This window comes from Cytobacillus sp. FSL R7-0680, from assembly GCF_038009245.1.
Taxonomy (GTDB): domain Bacteria; phylum Bacillota; class Bacilli; order Bacillales; family Cytobacillaceae; genus Cytobacillus; species Cytobacillus kochii.
The window spans coordinates 1,948,913-1,967,776 of record NZ_JBBPAO010000001.1 but is presented as its reverse complement, the minus strand read 5'-3'; the positions used below and the strand labels follow the sequence as shown (position 1 = coordinate 1,967,776).

17 protein-coding genes are annotated in these 18,864 nt (G+C 37.0%); 16 read left to right on the top strand and 1 reads right to left on the bottom strand.

What is annotated here, in order from left to right; genetic code table 11:
• Nucleotides 1–15: 15 nt before the first annotated feature.
• The 12 genes from accC (at nt 16) to spo0A (ending at nt 12,854) form a co-directional block, all read left to right on the top strand.
• Nucleotides 16–1,371 carry an acetyl-CoA carboxylase biotin carboxylase subunit gene (accC, locus tag MKY26_RS09750; protein WP_095372611.1) on the top strand — a complete coding sequence of 452 codons (1,356 nt, stop codon included), beginning with the start codon at nt 16–18 and terminating at the stop codon, nt 1,369–1,371.
• Nucleotides 1,372–1,388: 17 nt separating this feature from the next.
• Complete coding sequence (locus MKY26_RS09745; RefSeq protein WP_095372612.1) at nt 1,389–1,796, top strand: Asp23/Gls24 family envelope stress response protein; 408 nt, start codon at nt 1,389–1,391, stop codon at nt 1,794–1,796.
• Nucleotides 1,797–2,102: 306 nt separating this feature from the next.
• Nucleotides 2,103–2,501, top strand: coding sequence for a transcription antitermination factor NusB (nusB, locus tag MKY26_RS09740; protein WP_340975446.1), 399 nt, complete (start codon nt 2,103–2,105; stop codon nt 2,499–2,501).
• Nucleotides 2,502–2,592: 91 nt separating this feature from the next.
• Nucleotides 2,593–3,948 carry an exodeoxyribonuclease VII large subunit gene (gene xseA, locus MKY26_RS09735; RefSeq protein ID WP_307312936.1) on the top strand — a complete coding sequence of 452 codons (1,356 nt, stop codon included), beginning with the start codon at nt 2,593–2,595 and terminating at the stop codon, nt 3,946–3,948.
• The gene (locus MKY26_RS09730) at nt 3,948–4,181 is read left to right on the top strand and encodes an exodeoxyribonuclease VII small subunit (protein WP_095372615.1); all 234 of its coding nucleotides are present in this window, start codon (nt 3,948–3,950) and stop codon (nt 4,179–4,181) included. The genes xseA and MKY26_RS09730 overlap by 1 nt, the downstream gene beginning before the upstream one ends.
• A gap of 5 nt (nt 4,182–4,186) precedes the next feature.
• Nucleotides 4,187–5,077: a polyprenyl synthetase family protein gene (locus MKY26_RS09725; protein ID WP_095372616.1), complete on the top strand. Its 891-nt coding sequence runs from the start codon at nt 4,187–4,189 to the stop codon at nt 5,075–5,077.
• A 118-nt stretch (nt 5,078–5,195) separates the two neighbouring features.
• Complete coding sequence (gene dxs / locus MKY26_RS09720) at nt 5,196–7,088, top strand: 1-deoxy-D-xylulose-5-phosphate synthase (RefSeq protein WP_340975443.1); 1,893 nt, start codon at nt 5,196–5,198, stop codon at nt 7,086–7,088.
• 4 nt (nt 7,089–7,092) lie between these two features.
• Nucleotides 7,093–7,929: a TlyA family RNA methyltransferase gene (locus tag MKY26_RS09715; RefSeq protein ID WP_307313730.1), complete on the top strand. Its 837-nt coding sequence runs from the start codon at nt 7,093–7,095 to the stop codon at nt 7,927–7,929.
• A gap of 244 nt (nt 7,930–8,173) precedes the next feature.
• Nucleotides 8,174–8,623, top strand: a complete 450-nt coding sequence (gene ahrC, locus MKY26_RS09710) for a transcriptional regulator AhrC/ArgR (RefSeq protein WP_095372619.1) — start codon at nt 8,174–8,176, stop codon at nt 8,621–8,623.
• A 17-nt stretch (nt 8,624–8,640) separates the two neighbouring features.
• Nucleotides 8,641–10,329 carry a DNA repair protein RecN gene (gene recN, locus MKY26_RS09705; RefSeq protein ID WP_340975440.1) on the top strand — a complete coding sequence of 563 codons (1,689 nt, stop codon included), beginning with the start codon at nt 8,641–8,643 and terminating at the stop codon, nt 10,327–10,329.
• 113 nt (nt 10,330–10,442) lie between these two features.
• Nucleotides 10,443–11,732 (top strand): SpoIVB peptidase, encoded by a 1,290-nt coding sequence (gene spoIVB / locus MKY26_RS09700; RefSeq protein WP_095372621.1) that lies wholly within the window; start codon nt 10,443–10,445, stop codon nt 11,730–11,732.
• A gap of 327 nt (nt 11,733–12,059) precedes the next feature.
• Nucleotides 12,060–12,854 carry a sporulation transcription factor Spo0A gene (gene spo0A / locus MKY26_RS09695; protein WP_307312941.1) on the top strand — a complete coding sequence of 265 codons (795 nt, stop codon included), beginning with the start codon at nt 12,060–12,062 and terminating at the stop codon, nt 12,852–12,854.
• 76 nt (nt 12,855–12,930) lie between these two features.
• On the opposite strand, the gene MKY26_RS09690 is transcribed toward spo0A, so the two are convergent.
• Nucleotides 12,931–13,170, bottom strand: coding sequence for a DUF2627 domain-containing protein (locus MKY26_RS09690; protein ID WP_095373649.1), 240 nt, complete (start codon nt 13,168–13,170; stop codon nt 12,931–12,933).
• A 214-nt stretch (nt 13,171–13,384) separates the two neighbouring features.
• On the opposite strand from MKY26_RS09690, the gene MKY26_RS09685 reads away from it, so the two are divergent.
• The 4 genes from MKY26_RS09685 (at nt 13,385) to buk (ending at nt 18,849) form a co-directional block, all read left to right on the top strand.
• Entirely contained in the window at nt 13,385–15,454 is a 2,070-nt protein-coding gene (locus MKY26_RS09685) for a sigma-54 interaction domain-containing protein (RefSeq protein WP_095372642.1), read from the top strand.
• A gap of 155 nt (nt 15,455–15,609) precedes the next feature.
• On the top strand, nt 15,610–16,512 hold the full coding sequence (gene yqiS / locus MKY26_RS09680; RefSeq protein WP_233435223.1) for a phosphate butyryltransferase: 903 nt from the start codon (nt 15,610–15,612) through the stop codon (nt 16,510–16,512).
• Nucleotides 16,513–16,548: 36 nt separating this feature from the next.
• The gene (bcd, locus tag MKY26_RS09675) at nt 16,549–17,646 is read left to right on the top strand and encodes a branched-chain amino acid dehydrogenase (RefSeq protein WP_095372644.1); all 1,098 of its coding nucleotides are present in this window, start codon (nt 16,549–16,551) and stop codon (nt 17,644–17,646) included.
• 114 nt (nt 17,647–17,760) lie between these two features.
• Nucleotides 17,761–18,849, top strand: a complete 1,089-nt coding sequence (gene buk / locus MKY26_RS09670; protein ID WP_370873267.1) for a butyrate kinase — start codon at nt 17,761–17,763, stop codon at nt 18,847–18,849.
• Nucleotides 18,850–18,864 lie beyond the last annotated feature (15 nt).

Here is an 18,864-nt window from a genome sequence, read left to right as displayed (position 1 = left end):
GGAGGGCTTTTGTCGATGATAAAAAAAGTATTAATCGCAAATAGAGGAGAAATCGCTGTACGTATTATTCGTGCATGTCGTGAAATGGGTATTGAAAGTGTAGCTGTCTATTCAGAAGGTGATAAAGAAGCTCTACATGTTCAGCTTGCTGATGAAGCTTATTGTATTGGTCCAGTTTCTTCAAAGGATAGTTACTTAAACTTCACTAGTATCATTAGTGTGGCGAAGTTAACAGATTGCGATGCGATCCATCCAGGTTACGGTTTTCTAGCAGAGAACAGTGACTTTGCAGAATTATGTCGCGAGTGTCATATTACATTCATTGGGCCAACTCCAGAAGCGATTGCCAAGATGGGTACGAAAGATATTGCTCGTGAAACGATGAAGGAAGCAGGCGTACCAATCGTACCTGGTTCAAATGGAATTATTGAAGACATTAGTGAAGCGCTTGAATTGGTGCAAAAAATAGACTATCCTGTTATTATAAAGGCAACTGCTGGCGGTGGCGGTAAAGGAATTCGCGTCGCACGTAATGAAGAAGAGTTAACGAAAGGAATCAACATTACACAGCAGGAAGCATTAACAGCTTTTGGTAATGCAGGTGTATACATTGAAAAATACATTGAAGATTTTAGACATGTAGAAATTCAAGTACTAGCAGATACTTATGGAAATACGATTCACCTTGGAGAGAGAGATTGTTCCATTCAGAGAAGATTGCAAAAACTACTTGAAGAAACGCCTTCTCCAGCCTTAGATGGTGAAACACGTGAAGAAATGGGGAAAGCTGCAGTAAAAGCTGCAGAAGCAGTAAATTATACCGGTGCAGGTACAATCGAGTTTATTTATGATTATCATAACCGTAAGTTTTATTTCATGGAAATGAATACACGTATTCAAGTGGAACATCCAGTAACAGAAATGGTAACAGGCGTTGACTTGATTAAAGAGCAAATTAAAGTTGCTTCTGGTGAACGTTTAGGTATGACCCAACAGGATGTTACTTATAGTGGATGGGCGATGGAATGTCGAATAAATGCAGAGAACCCGGCGAAAAACTTTATGCCATCAGCAGGGAAAATTTCGATGTACCTTCCACCAGGTGGTTTAGGTGTTCGTGTTGATTCTGCTGCATATCCTGGATATACGATTCCTCCGTATTATGATTCAATGATTGCAAAAGTGATTACTTATGGTGATACGAGGGAGGAAACAATTGCTAGAATGAAACGAGCACTAAGTGAATTCGTTATTGAAGGTGTTCATACTACAATCCCGTTCCACTTAAGACTTCTTGAGAATGAGAATTTTGTTGCAGGGGAGTTTAATACGAAATTCCTGGAATTGAATGACGTTATGAAATCTGAATAAGAATTGGAGGTTTCAAAATGAGCGATCAAAATATTCTAGAAATGAACCAAGAGGAAACAGGGTTAGGTAAGGTGGAAATTGCACCTGAAGTAATTGAAGTAATTGCAGGAATTGCGGCATCTGAAGTGGAAGGTGTTGCACAAATGCGCGGCAACTTCGCATCAGGTGTAGTTGAAAAATTAGGCAAGAAAAACCATGGAAAAGGTGTAAAAGTCGAATTAGCTGAAGAAGGCATTAAAGTGGATGTCTACTGTTTAATGAAATTTGGCGTATCTATTCCAACTGTTGCACAAAGTATTCAAGATAATATTCGTCAAGCTCTATTAAATATGACAGCGCTTGAAACGAAAGAAATTAATATTCATGTAGTTGGTATTCTTTTTGAAAGCCAAAAACAAGAAGATGAATACGAACAAGAAATATAAAAAGACAAAAAAAGCGACTAGAGACATCGGTGTCTTTAGTCGTCTTTTTTTTGTATTGATATATCCGCTTCATGACTTAAAGGTTTGTTTCAACAAATTTTAGATAAGTCTATTCATATTAATAACTATGTTCTCATTATTTAAAGTTCATCAGACTGTAAGTAAAAATAGAGGAAAAATTATTGACTACACTGTGCGAATCATAGTCAGTTATGCTATTATCTTCTTATGTGTTTTTTTATGTGTCGTTAAAGAAATCCACGAGGACATTTATATAATAGATTGAATGACAAAGGAGAAATAAGAATGAAAAGAAGAACAGCAAGAGAAAAAGCATTGCAAGCGCTATTTCAAATCGATTTAAGTGGAACGGAAATGAATGAGGCCATTCATCATGTGTTAGATGAACAGCGAGAGGATGCTTATTTAAACCATCTTGTCAGTGGTGTTCTTCAGCATAAAGCCCAGATTGATGAATTAATATCTAACAATCTGGAGAACTGGAAATTGGATCGTTTGGCAACCGTGGATCGCAATTTACTACGTCTTAGCACTTTTGAATTTGCTTTTAGCGAGGATGATATACCGGTTAATGTTGTTATTAATGAAGCCATTGAGATTGCAAAGATGTATGGAGACGACCAATCGCCAAAGTTTATAAATAGTGTATTATCAAAAATAAAAGAAAATTATAGTGAGAATTAAGAGCATCTATTTTATGCGATTACATCATTTGAATCCGCTGCTTAAACTTTCCTATTACAATTAATTCGTTGTAATAAAGAAGGAGATAAGAATGGAAGAAAAGAGATATTTAACAGTTTACGCATTAACAAAATATATAAAGCGGAAATTTGATAGAGATCCACATTTACAACAAGTAATGGTCAAAGGTGAAATCTCAAATTTCAAGCGCCATTCGAGTGGTCATATGTATTTTACATTAAAAGATGAGAAATCAAGAGTTCTTGCAGTGATGTTTTCAAGATACAATCAAACGATGAAATTTGTCCCTGAGAATGGGATGAATGTTCTTATTACCGGTGATTTGTCCTTATATGAAGCAAGTGGACAATATCAAATATATGTGAAAGAAATGACCCCTGATGGTATTGGTGACCTTTATCTAGCCTATGAACAGTTAAAACAGAAACTTGAAAAGGAAGGGTTGTTCTCAGAGAAATATAAGCAACCGATTCCTAAGTATCCGAAAGCGATCGGGCTGATTACTTCACCAACTGGTGCAGCAATCAGAGATATGATTACAACATTGAAACGCCGATATCCTGCTGTTCCTATTTATATTTACCCAGCACTTGTACAAGGAAAAGGGGCCGCACCTTCCATCACTCAACAAATCAATCGAGCGAATGAAAGGAAAGAGGTTGATGTGTTAATTGTTGGTAGAGGTGGAGGTTCAATTGAAGAGTTATGGGCATTTAATGAAGAAGAAGTGATTAGAGGGATATTTGCTTCATCTATCCCAATTATATCAGCGGTTGGTCACGAGACGGATTTTACGATTGCAGACTTTGTCGCAGATTTAAGGGCACCGACCCCGACCGGTGCTGCTGAGCTTTCAGTGCCTCATATAGATGACCTAAGTGAACGGATCCATAACCAACAAGCACGGATGATCCGAGCAACGAGGGAGAGGTTAACAAGGCAGTTTGAACGTCTTCATAGAGTGGAGAAATCTTATGCTTTTCGATACCCCCAAAAACTTTATGAGCAAAAATTAGAACAAGTTGATCGTACGAAAGAACAATTAATTAAAAGTACAATACGTTTATTAAAATATAAGCAGGAACAAGTCGATCAGCAACGAAAACGCTTGCTAAGAACACCACCACACTCATTAGCCATAGAAAGCAGAAAGCTATATATAGATATGAATAAACGGTTAAGGCGTTCCATGAATGTCATGAATGAGCGAAAGCAAAGGGAATTCTCACATCTTATATCAAAATTAGAGACGTTAAGTCCTTTAAAGATTATGGACCGTGGTTATAGTTTACTGTATTCGGAAAAAGAAGAACTCATCAAATCTATTCATCAAGTTAAACAAAATGACGAAATAAAAGTAAAGGTAAAAGATGGAACGATCTTAGCTGAAGTAAAGAATATAATCGATAATCGAGGTGAAAAGTAATGGCTAAAGAGAAAACACCTACTTTCGAAGAAGCAATGGAGCAGCTTGAGCAAATCGTAGAAAAGTTAGAGGAAGGGGATGTCCCTCTAGAAGAGGCTATTTCCATTTATAAAAATGGGATGGAACTTTCCAAGCTTTGTCACGATAAACTAAAAAATGTAGAAGAACAATTAACAGAAATGATTACTGATGATGGAAAAAAACAGCCGTTTGTTATACATGAGGAGGAGTAGGGAGAATGGGTGAGTCACTACAAGCTTTTTCACAACATCATAAAACACTACTGGAAGAGAAAATGGCATCCTTTGTAGAGAGATTAGAATCTCCAGCTGTGCTAAAAGAAGCAATGCAATATTCTTTATCGGCTGGAGGTAAACGCATCAGACCTTTATTGCTCTTCGCTACTTTAGCTGCTTATGGACAAGAAACAATTAAAGGGCTTAACAGTGCATGCGCACTTGAAATGGTGCACACATACTCTCTTATTCACGATGACCTTCCTAGTATGGATGATGATGATTTAAGAAGAGGAAAGCCGACAAACCATAAAGTGTATGGGGAAGCCAATGCAATCTTAGCAGGGGACGCGCTTTTAACTTTTAGCTTTCAATTAATTGCAGAAACGGATGAAGCATTTGCTTCTCCTGAAGCTAAATTAGCTTTAATTAAAGAATTTGCTCAATCAGCAGGAGCAGAAGGCATGGTTGGTGGCCAAGTTGCTGATATGTTGGGTGAAAAGAAAACACTTACACTTCCTGAATTAGAATACATTCATGTACATAAAACAGGAAAGTTACTAAGTTTTGGTGTCATGGCTGGTGCCATTTTAGCTGGTGCCTCAGATAAGGAAAAGCAGCTTTTACTTGAATTTTCCACACATTTAGGTCTAGCCTTCCAAATAAGAGATGACATTTTAGATTTAGAAGGTTCTGAGGAACTAATTGGTAAGCCGGTAGGTAGTGATGAAGTCAATGCGAAAAGTACTTATCCAAGCATATTAACAATGAATGGTGCAAAAGCAGCTCTTGATGAGCATACACAGTTAGCGAAAGAAAAATTAGCAAAAACAGGTTTGAATACTTATTACTTGGAAAAAATTACAGATATGCTAGCTGAAAGAAACCATTAAAAGGGATAACATTTGGCTTATTTTTATTTTTGCTGTAATCTAGTACTAATCATGAAAAGGAAATGAGAAGAAGTATACTCAATTTATGAATAAGTAATGAAAGTGAGTGATCCGTCTTATGGATCTGTTATCAATTAAAGACCCAAGCTTTTTAAAGAAGCTCTCTAATGAGGAATTAGAGAATCTAGCCTCGGAAATTAGACATTTTTTGATTGAAAAATTGTCAGTTACTGGTGGCCATATTGGGCCTAATCTAGGTGTTGTTGAATTGACCATTGCTCTGCATAAAGCGTTTGATAGCCCAACAGATAAAATTTTATGGGATGTTGGGCATCAGTCATATGTTCACAAAATCCTTACTGGTAGAGCTAGCCAATTCGATACGTTAAGAAAGTATAAAGGATTATGCGGGTTTCCTAAAATGATCGAAAGTCCTCATGATGTATGGGAAACCGGCCATAGCTCCACCTCTTTATCAGGTGCTATGGGAATGGTCATTGCAAGAGATATTAAAAAAGAAAATAGCCATGTGATACCAGTAATAGGGGACGGTGCCTTGACTGGTGGAATGGCATTAGAAGCGCTCAACCATATTGGTCACGAGCAGAAAAACATGATTGTTGTTTTGAATGATAATGAAATGTCAATCGCTCCTAATGTTGGCGCCCTTCATAATGTTTTAGGTCGTCTTAGAACTGCGGGGAAATACCAATGGGCAAAAGATGAGTTAGAAGCTTTTCTGAAAAAGATCCCAGCTGTCGGTGGTAAAATTGCTTCAACAGCTGAAAGATTAAAAGATAGCTTAAAGTATTTACTTGTTTCAGGCGTGTTTTTTGAGGAACTCGGCTTTACTTATCTTGGACCAATTGATGGTCATAATTATGAAGAATTATTTGAGAACATTAATTATGCCAAGAAAACAGAAGGTCCAGTTCTCTTACATGTAATTACGAAAAAAGGAAAGGGTTTTGAACCTGCAGAACGTGATACAGTTGGTACTTGGCATGGAACAGGCCCTTATAAAACGGAAACAGGTGACTTCCTGAAACCTGTTAATACTGCACCGGCATGGAGTAAGTTAGTTAGTGAAACAGTCAGAGAATTGGCAAGAGAAGATGAACGAATTGTTGCCATTACGCCTGCGATGCCTGTGGGATCTAAGTTAGAAGGTTTTGCAAGTGAATTTCCCGATCGCATGTTTGATGTAGGAATAGCGGAACAACATGCGGCTACAGTAGCGGCAGGTCTTGCTACACAAGGAATGAAGCCATTTTTAGCAATTTATTCGACATTTTTACAAAGAGCGTATGATCAAGTGGTCCACGATATTGCTAGGCAAAACCTAAATGTTTTTATTGGGATCGATCGTGCTGGGTTAGTAGGTGCTGATGGAGAAACGCACCAAGGTGTTTTCGATATTGCCTTTTTAAGACATTTACCAAATATGGTACTGATGATGCCAAAAGATGAAAATGAAGGTCGTCATATGACATATACCGCTATTCAATACAATGATGGTCCAATTGCAATGAGGTTTCCAAGAGGAAATGGACTTGGAGTTGAGATTGATGAGAAGATGACGGCACTTCCAATTGGTTCATGGGAAGTGTTAAAAGAAGGTAAAGACGCAGCTATTTTAACATTTGGAACAACCATTCCAATGGCTATGGAAGCGGCAGCTCTTCTTGAAGCGAAAGGCTATTCAGTAAAAGTTGTTAATGCCCGTTTTATTAAACCATTAGATGAGACAATGTTACATGATATTTTTAGTATGAACATGCCTATTTTGACAGTTGAAGAAGCCGTCTTACAAGGTGGATTTGGTAGCGCCGTGTTAGAATTTGCTCATGATCATCATTACCATCATGCGAAAGTGGATAGACTTGGTATCCCGGATCATTTTATTGAACATGGTAGTGTGGACAAACTCTTAGAAGAGATAAATTTAACATCTGAAGAAATTGTAAAGCGCATGAGTAGATTAGCTGAAAAAAAACAAAAGAGGGCATGAAGCGATAATGAGTAAAAAGGAACGAGTGGATGTTCTTCTTGTAGAACGAGGCTTGGCAGAAACAAGAGAGAAAGCAAAAAGAGCGGTAATGGCAGGCATCGTCTATAGTAATGAAATGAGGCTAGATAAACCTGGAGAAAAGGTAAAGAGTGATATTCCATTACAAATCAAAGGGAAAGCAATGCCCTACGTAAGTAGAGGTGGCTTAAAGCTCGAAAAAGCATTAGAGGTATTTGATTTAACCGTTGAAGATAAAATTCTATTAGATATTGGGGCATCAACAGGGGGCTTTACAGATTGTGCATTGCAAAATGGGGCACAAATGTCTTATGCCCTAGATGTTGGATATAATCAGTTAGCCTGGAAGCTAAGACAGGATGAACGTGTGGTTGTAATGGAGCGGACTAATTTTCGCTATGTTACACCTGCTGATTTAGTCGGTCAAATGCCAAATTTAGCTTCCATTGATGTCTCATTTATATCTTTACAACTAATTCTTCCTGTTTTGCGAACATTACTCGTACCTGGTAGCGACGTGATCGCATTAATCAAGCCTCAATTTGAAGCAGGAAGAGAACAAGTTGGGAAGAAGGGAATTGTTCGTGATTCGTCAGTACATGAACAAGTAATTGATAAAATTCTAACCTTCGCTCAAACGGAAGGATATCATATTAAAGGCTTATCCTATTCTCCGATTACAGGTGGAGATGGTAATATTGAATTCCTCGCTCATTTGCAGTGGCCACATGGTTCAGAGGAAGTGCATGCTACCAATGATTTTGATATCCAATCAGTAGTAGAAGAAGCCCACAAGCAATTAAAAGCAAAACTGAAAGAATGAACACAGACTAAAGTGAGCAGGCTAGGGGAGCATTTTCCAGCCTGTTCTTTTGTGTCAGGCATCATAACGGATATAAATGAGATTTGAAATTCTCTTATGAAACAATCTTTTTTACCAAAAAAACACAAATTATGCAGAATAAATTGTACAATATAGAGAAAATCAGCTAACATATGAATTAAAAGATAATAAGAATCGTGTTGCTGATTTCAGGCAGCGCTTTGTATTCATAGAGGTGAAAAGAATGAATAAAGGACAACGACATATTAAGATTAGGGATTTAATTACGAACAATGATATTGAAACCCAAGATGAACTAGTAGAAGAGTTAAGAAATGCTGGGTTTAACGTCACACAAGCAACGGTTTCAAGAGATATTAAAGAACTACATTTAGTGAAAGTTCCCCTTTTGGATGGAAGATATAAGTACAGTTTACCAGCTGATCAACGCTTTAACCCTTTACAAAAATTAAAGCGTAACTTAATGGATGCATTTGTTCGTCTAGATTCTGCCGGTCATTTACTTGTGATGAAAGTTTTGCCAGGGAATGCAATGGCGATTGGTGTATTGATGGATAACCTAGATTGGGATGAAATATTAGGAACAATTTGTGGCGACGATACTTGCTTAATTATCTGTCGAACACCTGAAGAAGCTGAAGTGATTTCCAAAAGATTTTTAGAAATGCTATAAGCTGGGGTGAAATGTCAGTGTTAAATGAAATATCAATTAGAAACTTTGCTATTATCGAATCAATCACAATTGCCTTTAATAAAGGTCTAACTGTGCTTTCAGGAGAAACAGGAGCAGGAAAATCAATTATTATTGACGCCGTTCACCTGCTTGTTGGTGGCAGGGGTTCTTCAGAGTATGTAAGACATGGTGAAGAGAAAGCTGAGATAGAGGGTTTATTCATATTAGATGATGAACAACATCCGTGTTACAAACGGGCGCAAGAATTTGGTATAGATATCGATGAAGGAATGTTGATTCTAAGACGAGATATATCTAAATCAGGTAAAAGTGTCTGTCGAATAAATGGAAAACTTGTAACCATTTCTATTCTTCGAGAAATTGGTAGTACTCTAATTGACATACATGGTCAACATGAACACCAAGAATTAATGAATGAAAGTTTGCATTTGCCTTTATTAGATCAATTTGGTGGTACCAAAATCGCTAAAAGCAGACAAGAATACGAAGAGGTCTATAGAGAATACGAGCAAACAATGAAAAGAATCAAGACATTAACAGAAAATGAACAGCAAATGGCTCATCGCCTGGATCTTATTCAATTTCAATATGAAGAAATAACAAACGCCAATTTAAAATTCAATGAAGATGATGCACTTTTAGAAGAGCGAAACCGCTTACTTAATTTTGAGAAGATGTATGAAGGCGTAAAAATTAGCTATAATGCTTTGCAAGGAGAACAAAAAGGGCTTGATTGGATTAGTTTAGCTATGAATCACCTTCAACAATCGGCAGAAGTTGATGAAGAGTTAGTTGAGTTGCAAGAAGTTGTTGCCAACAGTTTTTATCAATTAGAGGACACGGTAGCTATTTTAAGGAGTAAATTAGATTTTATGGAATTTGATCCTGTTCGATTGAATGAAATTGAAGAGCGATTAAATGAAATCAATATGCTCAAACGAAAATATGGACCATCAATAGAGGAAATATTGGAATATGTTGCAAAGATTGAGGAAGAAATTGAAACATTAACCAACAAAGAAACTCATATCGAACACTTGCTCAAGCAGGCTAAAGAATTACAAGCTGATTTACTTGTCGAAGGAAAGGAATTGAGTGAATTAAGAAGAAATGCTGCGGAACGATTAACAAAAATGATTCATCGTGAATTAAAAGCACTTTATATGGAAAAGACTGTATTTGAGGTCCATTTTATTACGGATAAAGAAAGCTTTCATAAAAAAGGTATTGATACAGTCGAATTTTACTTATCCACTAACCCAGGAGAACCGTTAAAACCATTATCAAAAATTGCATCAGGTGGTGAACTATCCCGAATTATGCTTGCTTTAAAGAGTATCTTTTCTAAACATCAAGGGGTAACATCTATTATTTTTGATGAAGTTGATACAGGGGTAAGTGGAAGAGTCGCACAAGCTATAGCCGAAAAAATTCATCAAGTAGCGATTGATTCGCAAGTTCTTTGCATTTCCCATTTGCCACAAGTAGCTGCAATGGCAGATACGCATTTATTTATTTCTAAAACACTCAAAGCTGGCCGTACAAAAACAACGGTAAAGCCGTTGGATGACGAGGAAAAGATTAAAGAAATTGGTCGTATGATCTCTGGTGTGGAAATGACTGAACTGACAAGGGAGCATGCGAAGGAATTACTGAGCCTTGCCAAAAATGTAAAAATACCATGAAAAGCTATCCAATGGAGGGTAGCTTTTTTTATTAAGTTGCCAGTTATAATTGCTCTTGAAGCAGGCAAAATTATATATGTAGCCATGAAACAAGAAGCGAGGAGAGTGTTGAAATGACAAGAGATATATTGAGAAAAATAATTGGTGGAATTCTCCTTGTTTCAATCATATGTATAGGATTTTCTAAACCGTTTCAAGAGTATATTCACATTCCTATAAACCTTACCGTATTTGAGGGTGAACAAGTACGATATAATATGGCGGAAACAGTAAATGCAACAACACAAGCACCCGATGGACAATTGGCGGTTGTTCAGGATAAAGAAGTCATTACACTCTCTGCTAATGAACCAGGCAAGAATGAAATGTTTCTTGATTTGGCTGGTTTTCCGATAAAAAAAGTAGATGTGGAAGTTTTAAAGGACTTTAAAGTTATACCGGGTGGGCAATCAATAGGTGTAAAATTGAATACAGTTGGCGTATTGGTGGTCGGACATCACCAAATTAATACAATAAATGGAAAGATGTCACCGGGAGATTTAGCAGGTATTAAAATAGGTGATATTATTACAGAAATAAACGGAACAAAAATTGAAAAAATGTCTGATGTTGCTCCATTTGTACAAGCAGCAGGAGATAGTGGTAAACCCCTAAAAATATCAGTTACTCGTGATGAAGGGAAATTTGAGACAGAATTATTACCATTGAAAGATAAAAATGAACCAAACTTTAAGCTTGGATTATATATACGTGATTCAGCGGCTGGAATAGGCACAATGACTTTTTATCATCCACAATCAAAAAAATATGGTGCTCTTGGTCATGTTATTTCTGATATGGATACAAAAAGGCCAATTGTCGTTGATGATGGTCAAATACTACGGTCTACTGTTACTTCCATTGAAAAGGGGAGTAATGGGAATCCAGGAGAAAAATTAGCACGCTTTAAAGATGAAAAAGAAGTTATAGGCAACATTGATCGAAATAGTCCATTTGGCATTTTTGGAAGGCTTAATCGTGGATTGGCTAACGGGCTAATGGATAAACCAATGCCAATTGCTCTTTCACATCAAGTAAAGGAAGGACCAGCAAAAATTCTAACAGTCGTTGAAAATGATAAAGTTCAACTGTTTGATATCGAAATTGTTAGTACGATCCCGCAAAAATTTCCTGCTACAAAAGGAATGGTCATTAAGGTCACTGACGATGAATTGCTCGAAAAAACAGGGGGTATTGTCCAGGGTATGAGTGGCAGCCCGATTATTCAAAAGGGCAAGGTTATAGGAGCGGTAACACATGTTTTTGTGAATGACCCGACCAGTGGTTATGGTGTGCATATTGAATGGATGTTAAATGAAGCGGGCATTAATATTTACGAAAACCATGAAGAGCGAGCATCTTAAACAAAAAAGCGGTTTTGCCCGCTTTTTTGTTTGTTTAGATATATAAGGTGAATGTGGATTTAAATCATTCAATTTGAAAAAGCATGACTAACATATATATGTTAAAATAAGCAAAGAAACAAAGATTTTTCGACAATGAAGAAGAAAGATATCGATTATAGTCGAAAAATAGAGGAAAACAAAGAAAACTTAAGATTTTATTAGTTTTTTAAAGAAAAATAAAATTTGGTAAAGGATTTTTATCCCCTTTGTCGAAATTGTCACTTAGCAAATAGAGACAAAAAAATAGAAAATAGATTCAACTATGGGTTGAGGAGGAAAAAATTAGTGAAAAAAATCAAAGTATGTGTAGTTGATGACAATCGAGAGCTAGTAGCTTTACTTGAAGAGTATATTTCTTCTCAAGAAGATATGGAAATAGTCGGAGTGGCGCATAATGGACAAGACTGTTTAAATATTCTTGATGAAATCGAAACAGATGTGCTTGTATTAGACATCATTATGCCGCATCTTGATGGACTTGCAGTTCTCGAAAAAATGAGAGAACTTAACTTAAAAACTCTTCCTAGCGTTATTATGTTAACTGCTTTTGGTCAAGAAGACGTGACAAAGAAAGCTGTTGATCTTGGTGCATCTTATTTTATATTGAAACCTTTTGACATGGATAATTTGGCTAGTCATATCCGCCAAGTGAGCGGAAAATCAAGTCCGATGATTCGTAAATCACCTTCTACAACCAATTACCGTTCACAAGCAGAGACAAAACCCAAAAATCTCGATGCAAGTATTACAAGTATCATACATGAAATTGGTGTGCCTGCTCATATAAAGGGTTACTTATATTTAAGAGAGGCGATTTCAATGGTATATAATGATATTGAGTTACTTGGCTCAATTACAAAAGTTCTGTATCCTGACATTGCCAAGAAGTATAATACAACAGCTAGTAGAGTGGAAAGGGCAATTCGTCATGCAATTGAAGTGGCATGGAGCAGAGGAAATATTGACTCTATCTCTTCTTTATTTGGCTATACAGTCAGCATGACAAAGGCCAAGCCAACAAACTCAGAATTCATTGCAATGGTTGCCGATAAGTTAAGGTTAGAGCATAAGGCTTCTTGAAAAAGCTAGGCGTGTGAACATATCGTCCACACGAATAAACAAAAAAGCGTCAGCATTTTTATTATGCTGACGCTTTTTATGATTCTTTCTTAAAACGGTCTTGCACTTTATTTCTTTTACGATCACGATGCAAAATAAATCCGGCAATAAAGCCAATTCCTAATATAACAAATAATAATCCACACACAAACTGCAAAGGTAAAGATGGGAAAGGGCTTTGTAAAATGCCAAATACCATATCCCTCATTAATTTAATTCCGTATACCGCTAAAACACCGGGAAGTACAAGTATCATTAATGCAATTAGTCTAATCATATTATTCCTTTCTTCCGCTGCTAAAATATTCAATAAACTCATTATATATGATAGGAAACGTTTATTAAAGGGAGATTTCATAGGTGCATCATATGAGAAAAAATATTAACACTAACAGTATAAGATATTTGTCAACAAGAACAATTAAGGTTACATTATAAATGAAAGAAATTGCATAGTAGATTTGAAAGAATATTCAGGGTAAGGTGAAAGTATGCAAAAAGTAATTATCATCGGGGCTGGTCAAGGTGGCTCCTCGATATATCGATTATTGAAAGAAACAGAAATGTTAATAGTAACAGCGGTTGTTGATATTAATCGCGAAGCAAAAGGACTTCAACTTGCGAGTGAAGATGGTGTGCAAATTGGTTATGATTGGCGCCAATTTATTAAAGAACCTGTTGATATTATTATTGAAGTAACAGGAGATGAAGAAGTTAGTAAACAAATTAGATCTTCAATCAAAGAAGAGGTAATTTTTATCCCTGGTAGTGTCGCTTATTTAATGGCCAAACTTTTGTCTCAAAAGGAAGAGCTCATATCCGCACTTTCTAATCAAACATATAAATTCAACCTCATATTTAATACGACCGATAACGGTATGATCGTCATCAATCCTGACGAGGAAATTATACTTTTTAATAAAAGCGCAGAAACGATGACAGGAATAGAAAAGAAACAGGCGATAGGTAAAAAGATCGGAGATGTAATTAGCGGAAGCTTACTGCCGAGAGTGTTGCATTCAAGGAGAGTGGAAACAAACCAAGAGTTTGTTTTAGGTAGTGGGTTGAAAATTATTACTACGAGAATTCCTGTAATCGGTGATAACGGTCAATTAATCGGTGCGGTTTCTATTTTTAAAGACATTACGGAATTAGTTGATTTAGCTGAAGAAATTACTGATTTGAAAAATTTAAAAACAATGCTTCAAGCTATTATACAATCAAGTGATGAAGCGATCTCTGTAGTAGATGAAGATGGGAAGGGGTTAATTATTAACCCGGCCTATTCAAAAATCACTGGATTAGCAGAAGAGGAAGTCATTGGTAAACCGGCAACTGCTGATATCTCAGAAGGTGAAAGTGTTCATATGAAGGTGCTTAAAACACGCAGAGCCATCAGGGGTGTACCAATGCGTGTAGGTCCGAAGAGAAAAGAAGTTGTCGTCAATGTAGCTCCGGTAATTGTAGATGGTATTTTAAAAGGAAGCGTCGGGGTTTTGCATGACGTTTCAGATCTACAAAGTATGAGTCGCGAATTAAACCGCGCGAGACAAATTATTCGAAATTTAGAAGCTAAGTATACTTTTGAAGATATTATTGGTCAGTCTGATGAAATGGCCATTGCAATTGAACAAGCTAAACTTGGAGCAAAAACGCCAGCAACCGTTCTATTGAGAGGTGAATCTGGAACAGGTAAAGAATTATTTGCACATGCCATTCATAATGCAAGTGACCGTAAATATAATAAATTTGTTCGTGTAAACTGTGCTGCCTTATCGGAATCACTACTGGAAAGTGAATTATTTGGTTATGAGGAAGGTGCTTTTTCTGGCGCGAAAAGAGGCGGAAAAAGGGGTTTATTTGAAGAAGCGGATAAAGGAAGTATCTTTTTGGATGAAATTGGCGAGTTAACTGCCAGCACACAGGCTAAACTATTAAGGGTGCTACAAGAAGGAGAGATTACCCGAGTAGGTGGTACAAAGCCTCTTCAGATTAACGTCCGAATTATTGCTGCAACCAATGTTAATCTGGAAAAAGCCATTGCGAACGGCGGATTTAGAGAGGATTTATACTACCGTTTGAATCGAATGCCAATTCATATTCCGTCTTTGAGAAAAAGAAAAGAAGATATCCCTTTACTAGTGGACCGCTTAATTGAAAAAATCAATATTGAATATGGCCGTAATGTAGAAGGTGTAACAGAAGAAGCGATGAAGGTTTTAATGGCATATGATTGGCCAGGTAATGTCCGTGAACTAGATAATATTATTGGAAGAGCGATTATATTTATGGGCTATCAAACACATATTGACAGTGAACATTTATCTACATTAGCGAATAGTGACAGTCCAGTTCTCGTAGATTCTGAAATGCATGCATCTATTCAACAAGGAGAGCCATTAGCAAAGCAACTGGAAGGTTTTGAAAAAGAAATTATTACGAAAGCAATGAAACAAGCGGATGGTAATAAGACACAAGCAGCCAAACATTTAGGGCTATCTGTAAGGAATTTATACTATAAATTGGAAAAATATCAAATTGAAAATAAAAGCATGCAATAATTTGCATGGTTTGCAATAAATTTCACGGTAGATTTTGAGCAATAAAGCGTTTTCATCGCATTTTAATTTTGGCACGGTAATTGCATAATAAAAATATGAGTGCAGCAAAAAAACTTTTTACTTGCACGCACTTTGAAGTAAAGGGGTTGAGACAGATGAAATTGGATTCGCTTATAGAGAAAGCAACCCAATATGAAGGCAATGTAGTTGCAGTTGCCGCAGCAGAAGACGAAGAAGTCTTAGAAGCTGTAGCTGGTGCACTAAAGAAGAACATGGCAAGCTTTCTATTATTCGGTAACTCTGAAAAGATTACGCAAATACTGAATGCAAACCATGCAGATGTCGCTAGTAGCGACCACCTAACAATTATGCATGCTGAAACAGCTGCTTTAGCTGCTGAAATGGCGGTTAAATCTGTCAAAGAAAAAAAAGCAAGCGTACTTATGAAAGGAAATGTTCCTACAGCAGTTATTCTAAAAGCCGTACTTAACAAAGAATATGGCTTGAGAACTGGTAGCGTTCTTTCACATGTTGCTGTTTTTGAAGTTCCTAACTTTGACAAATTTACGATTGTCACTGATGCTGCGATGAACATTGCGCCTGATTTAAGTCAAAAAGCGCAAATAACAGCAAATGCAGTAGGTATTGCTAAGAGTATCGGGGTGGAAATGCCTAAAGTTGCACCAATTGCTGCGGTTGAGGTAGTAAACCCAAATATGCAAGCAACATTAGATGCAGCGGCATTAACGCAAATGAATCAACGTGGTCAAATTAAAGGCTGCATCGTTGATGGACCTTTAGCACTTGATAATGCAGTTTCTATTGAAGCTGCTGAGCATAAAGGTATTACAAGTGATGTTGCTGGACAAGCAGATATCTTACTTGTGCCTACTATTGAAGTTGGAAATGCTTTATACAAATCATTGATCTACTTTGCTCAAGCAAAAGTTGGTGCAGTGATTGCAGGTGCAAAAGCACCAATCGTTTTAACTTCCAGAGCAGACTCAGCAGAGAGTAAATTATATTCACTTGCTTTAGCTATTTGCTCTGCTAAATAATATATTTTCTTTTAAAAACAAGGAGGATTTACAACCATGGAAATTTTTAAATATCTAGAGAAATATGATTACGAACAAGTCGTTATTTGCCAAGATAAAGAATCAGGATTAAAAGCAATCATCGCTATTCATGATACAACTTTAGGACCTGCATTAGGCGGAACACGTATGTGGACTTATGAGTCAGAAGAGGCAGCGATTGAAGATGCTCTTCGTCTTGCAAAAGGTATGACTTATAAAAATGCTGCAGCTGGACTTAACCTTGGTGGCGGTAAAACAGTTATCATCGGTGATCCTAAGAAAGATAAAAATGAAGCATTATTCCGTGCTTTCGGACGATATATTCAAGGTCTTAACGGACGTTATATCACTGCAGAGGATGTTGGTACAACTGTAGCTGATATGGACTTAATTCATGAAGAAACTGATTATGTAACTGGTATTTCTCCAGCATTTGGTTCTTCTGGTAATCCTTCTCCTGTAACTGCTTACGGTGTGTACGTAGGTATGAAAGCAGCAGCAAAAGCAGCATTCGGAACTGACTCTCTTGAAGGTAAAACAATTGCTGTTCAAGGTGTAGGTAATGTTGCATATCACTTATGTAAACACCTTCATGAAGAAGGAGCAAAATTAATCGTAACTGATATTAACAAAGAAGCTGTTCAACGTGCAGTTGATGATTTCGGTGCAGAAGCAGTGGGAATTAATGACATTTATGGTGTTGAATGTGATATCTATGCCCCATGCGCATTAGGTGCAACTGTAAATGATGATACAATTCCACAACTTAAAGCAAAAGTAATCGCAGGTTCTGCTAACAACCAATTAAAAGAAGAACGTCATGGCGATCAAATCCACGAAATGGGTATCGTATACGCTCCTGACTATGTAATCAATGCTGGTGGTGTTATTAACGTTGCTGACGAACTTTATGGTTACAATGCTGAACGTGCAATGAAAAAAGTTGAAGGTCTATACGATACAATTGACCGTATTATGCAAATTTCTAAAGAAGAAAATATCCCAACTTATAAAGCTGCTGACCGTATGGCAGAAGAAAGAATTGCGACAATGAAACAATCTCGCAGCACATTCCTTCAAAATGGTCATCACATCTTAAGCCGCCGTAAGTAATTATGGTTCATATTGAAGTGGCGAGCGCCTTCATAAGGCGCTAGCTATTTCCTTATGTAATTTCAAAAATGGATAAATAATGGAGGGTCTGTTGTGCAAGATCAAATCAAGAGAATGCTCGTCATCAACCCAGGATCTACTTCAACGAAGATCGGTGTTTTCGATAATGATAGTTCTGTGTTTGAAAAAACATTAAGACATGATACAGACGAGATTAAAAAGTTTAAAACAATTTTCGATCAATATGAATTCCGTAAAAACGCTATTTTAGAAACTTTAGACGCTGAAGGAATTAACATTTCAAAACTAAGCGCAGTAGTCGGTCGCGGAGGACTTTTACGCCCAATTCCTGGTGGTACTTATGCGGTTAATAATGAGATGATTGAGGACTTAAAAGTTGGTTATGCTGGTCAGCACGCATCCAATTTAGGTGGGATTTTGGCTTACGAAATTGCTTCAGGTCTAAATATTCCTTCCTTTATTGTCGATCCGGTTGTTGTTGATGAATTAGCACCGATCGCCCGCGTTACTGGTTTCCCACAAATTGATAAAACAAGCATATTCCATGCATTAAATCAAAAGGCAGTAGCAAGAAGAGTATCAAAAAAATTAGGTAAGAAATACGAAGACTTAAACTTAATTGTTACACATATGGGTGGCGGAGTTTCTGTTGGCGCTCATGAAAAAGGCCGTGTAATTGATGTGAATAATGCACTTCATGGTGAAGGGCCATTCAGTCCTGAACGTGCAGGAACTGTTCCAGCTGGCGACCTTATTGATATGTGCTTCTCTGGTGAATATTACCGTGAAGAAATCATGAGCATGTTAGTTGGTGAAGGTGGACTTGTAGGTTACCTTGGTACGAACGATGCTGTTAAAGTGGAAAAAATGATTGAAGCTGGCGATGAAAAAGCGAAGCTCGTTTACGATGCGATGGGTTACCAAATTGCAAAAGAAATTGGTACTGCAAGTGCGGTATTAAAAGGTAAAGTAGACGCGATCATTTTAACAGGTGGACTAGCTTATGGGAAAGCATTTGTAAATGATATTTCAAGCTATGTTAACTGGATTGCAGATGTCATCATTGAACCTGGTGAAGATGAACTTCAAGCGCTTGCAGAAGGTGCACTTCGTGTTCTTCGTGGCGAAGAAGAAGCTAAGAATTACTCTATTGATGAATTAAATACAACAACAGTTAAGTAAGTAGTAATAGGAGGG

What these genes read in the sequence shown, in the direction of transcription:
- xseA (WP_307312936.1), top strand. Translation starts at nt 2,593, where the DNA reads ATGGAAGAAAAGAGATATTTAACAGTTTACGCATTAACAAAATATATA.
- ahrC (WP_095372619.1), top strand. Translation starts at nt 8,174, where the DNA reads ATGAATAAAGGACAACGACATATTAAGATTAGGGATTTAATTACGAAC.
- yqiS (WP_233435223.1), top strand. Translation starts at nt 15,610, where the DNA reads ATGAAATTGGATTCGCTTATAGAGAAAGCAACCCAATATGAAGGCAAT.
- MKY26_RS09690 (WP_095373649.1), bottom strand. Translation starts at nt 13,170, where the DNA reads ATGATTAGACTAATTGCATTAATGATACTTGTACTTCCCGGTGTTTTA.
- spoIVB (WP_095372621.1), top strand. Translation starts at nt 10,443, where the DNA reads ATGACAAGAGATATATTGAGAAAAATAATTGGTGGAATTCTCCTTGTT.
- bcd (WP_095372644.1), top strand. Translation starts at nt 16,549, where the DNA reads ATGGAAATTTTTAAATATCTAGAGAAATATGATTACGAACAAGTCGTT.
- buk (WP_370873267.1), top strand. Translation starts at nt 17,761, where the DNA reads ATGCTCGTCATCAACCCAGGATCTACTTCAACGAAGATCGGTGTTTTC.
- nusB (WP_340975446.1), top strand. Translation starts at nt 2,103, where the DNA reads ATGAAAAGAAGAACAGCAAGAGAAAAAGCATTGCAAGCGCTATTTCAA.
- MKY26_RS09725 (WP_095372616.1), top strand. Translation starts at nt 4,187, where the DNA reads ATGGGTGAGTCACTACAAGCTTTTTCACAACATCATAAAACACTACTG.
- dxs (WP_340975443.1), top strand. Translation starts at nt 5,196, where the DNA reads ATGGATCTGTTATCAATTAAAGACCCAAGCTTTTTAAAGAAGCTCTCT.
- accC (WP_095372611.1), top strand. Translation starts at nt 16, where the DNA reads ATGATAAAAAAAGTATTAATCGCAAATAGAGGAGAAATCGCTGTACGT.
- MKY26_RS09685 (WP_095372642.1), top strand. Translation starts at nt 13,385, where the DNA reads ATGCAAAAAGTAATTATCATCGGGGCTGGTCAAGGTGGCTCCTCGATA.
- MKY26_RS09730 (WP_095372615.1), top strand. Translation starts at nt 3,948, where the DNA reads ATGGCTAAAGAGAAAACACCTACTTTCGAAGAAGCAATGGAGCAGCTT.
- MKY26_RS09745 (WP_095372612.1), top strand. Translation starts at nt 1,389, where the DNA reads ATGAGCGATCAAAATATTCTAGAAATGAACCAAGAGGAAACAGGGTTA.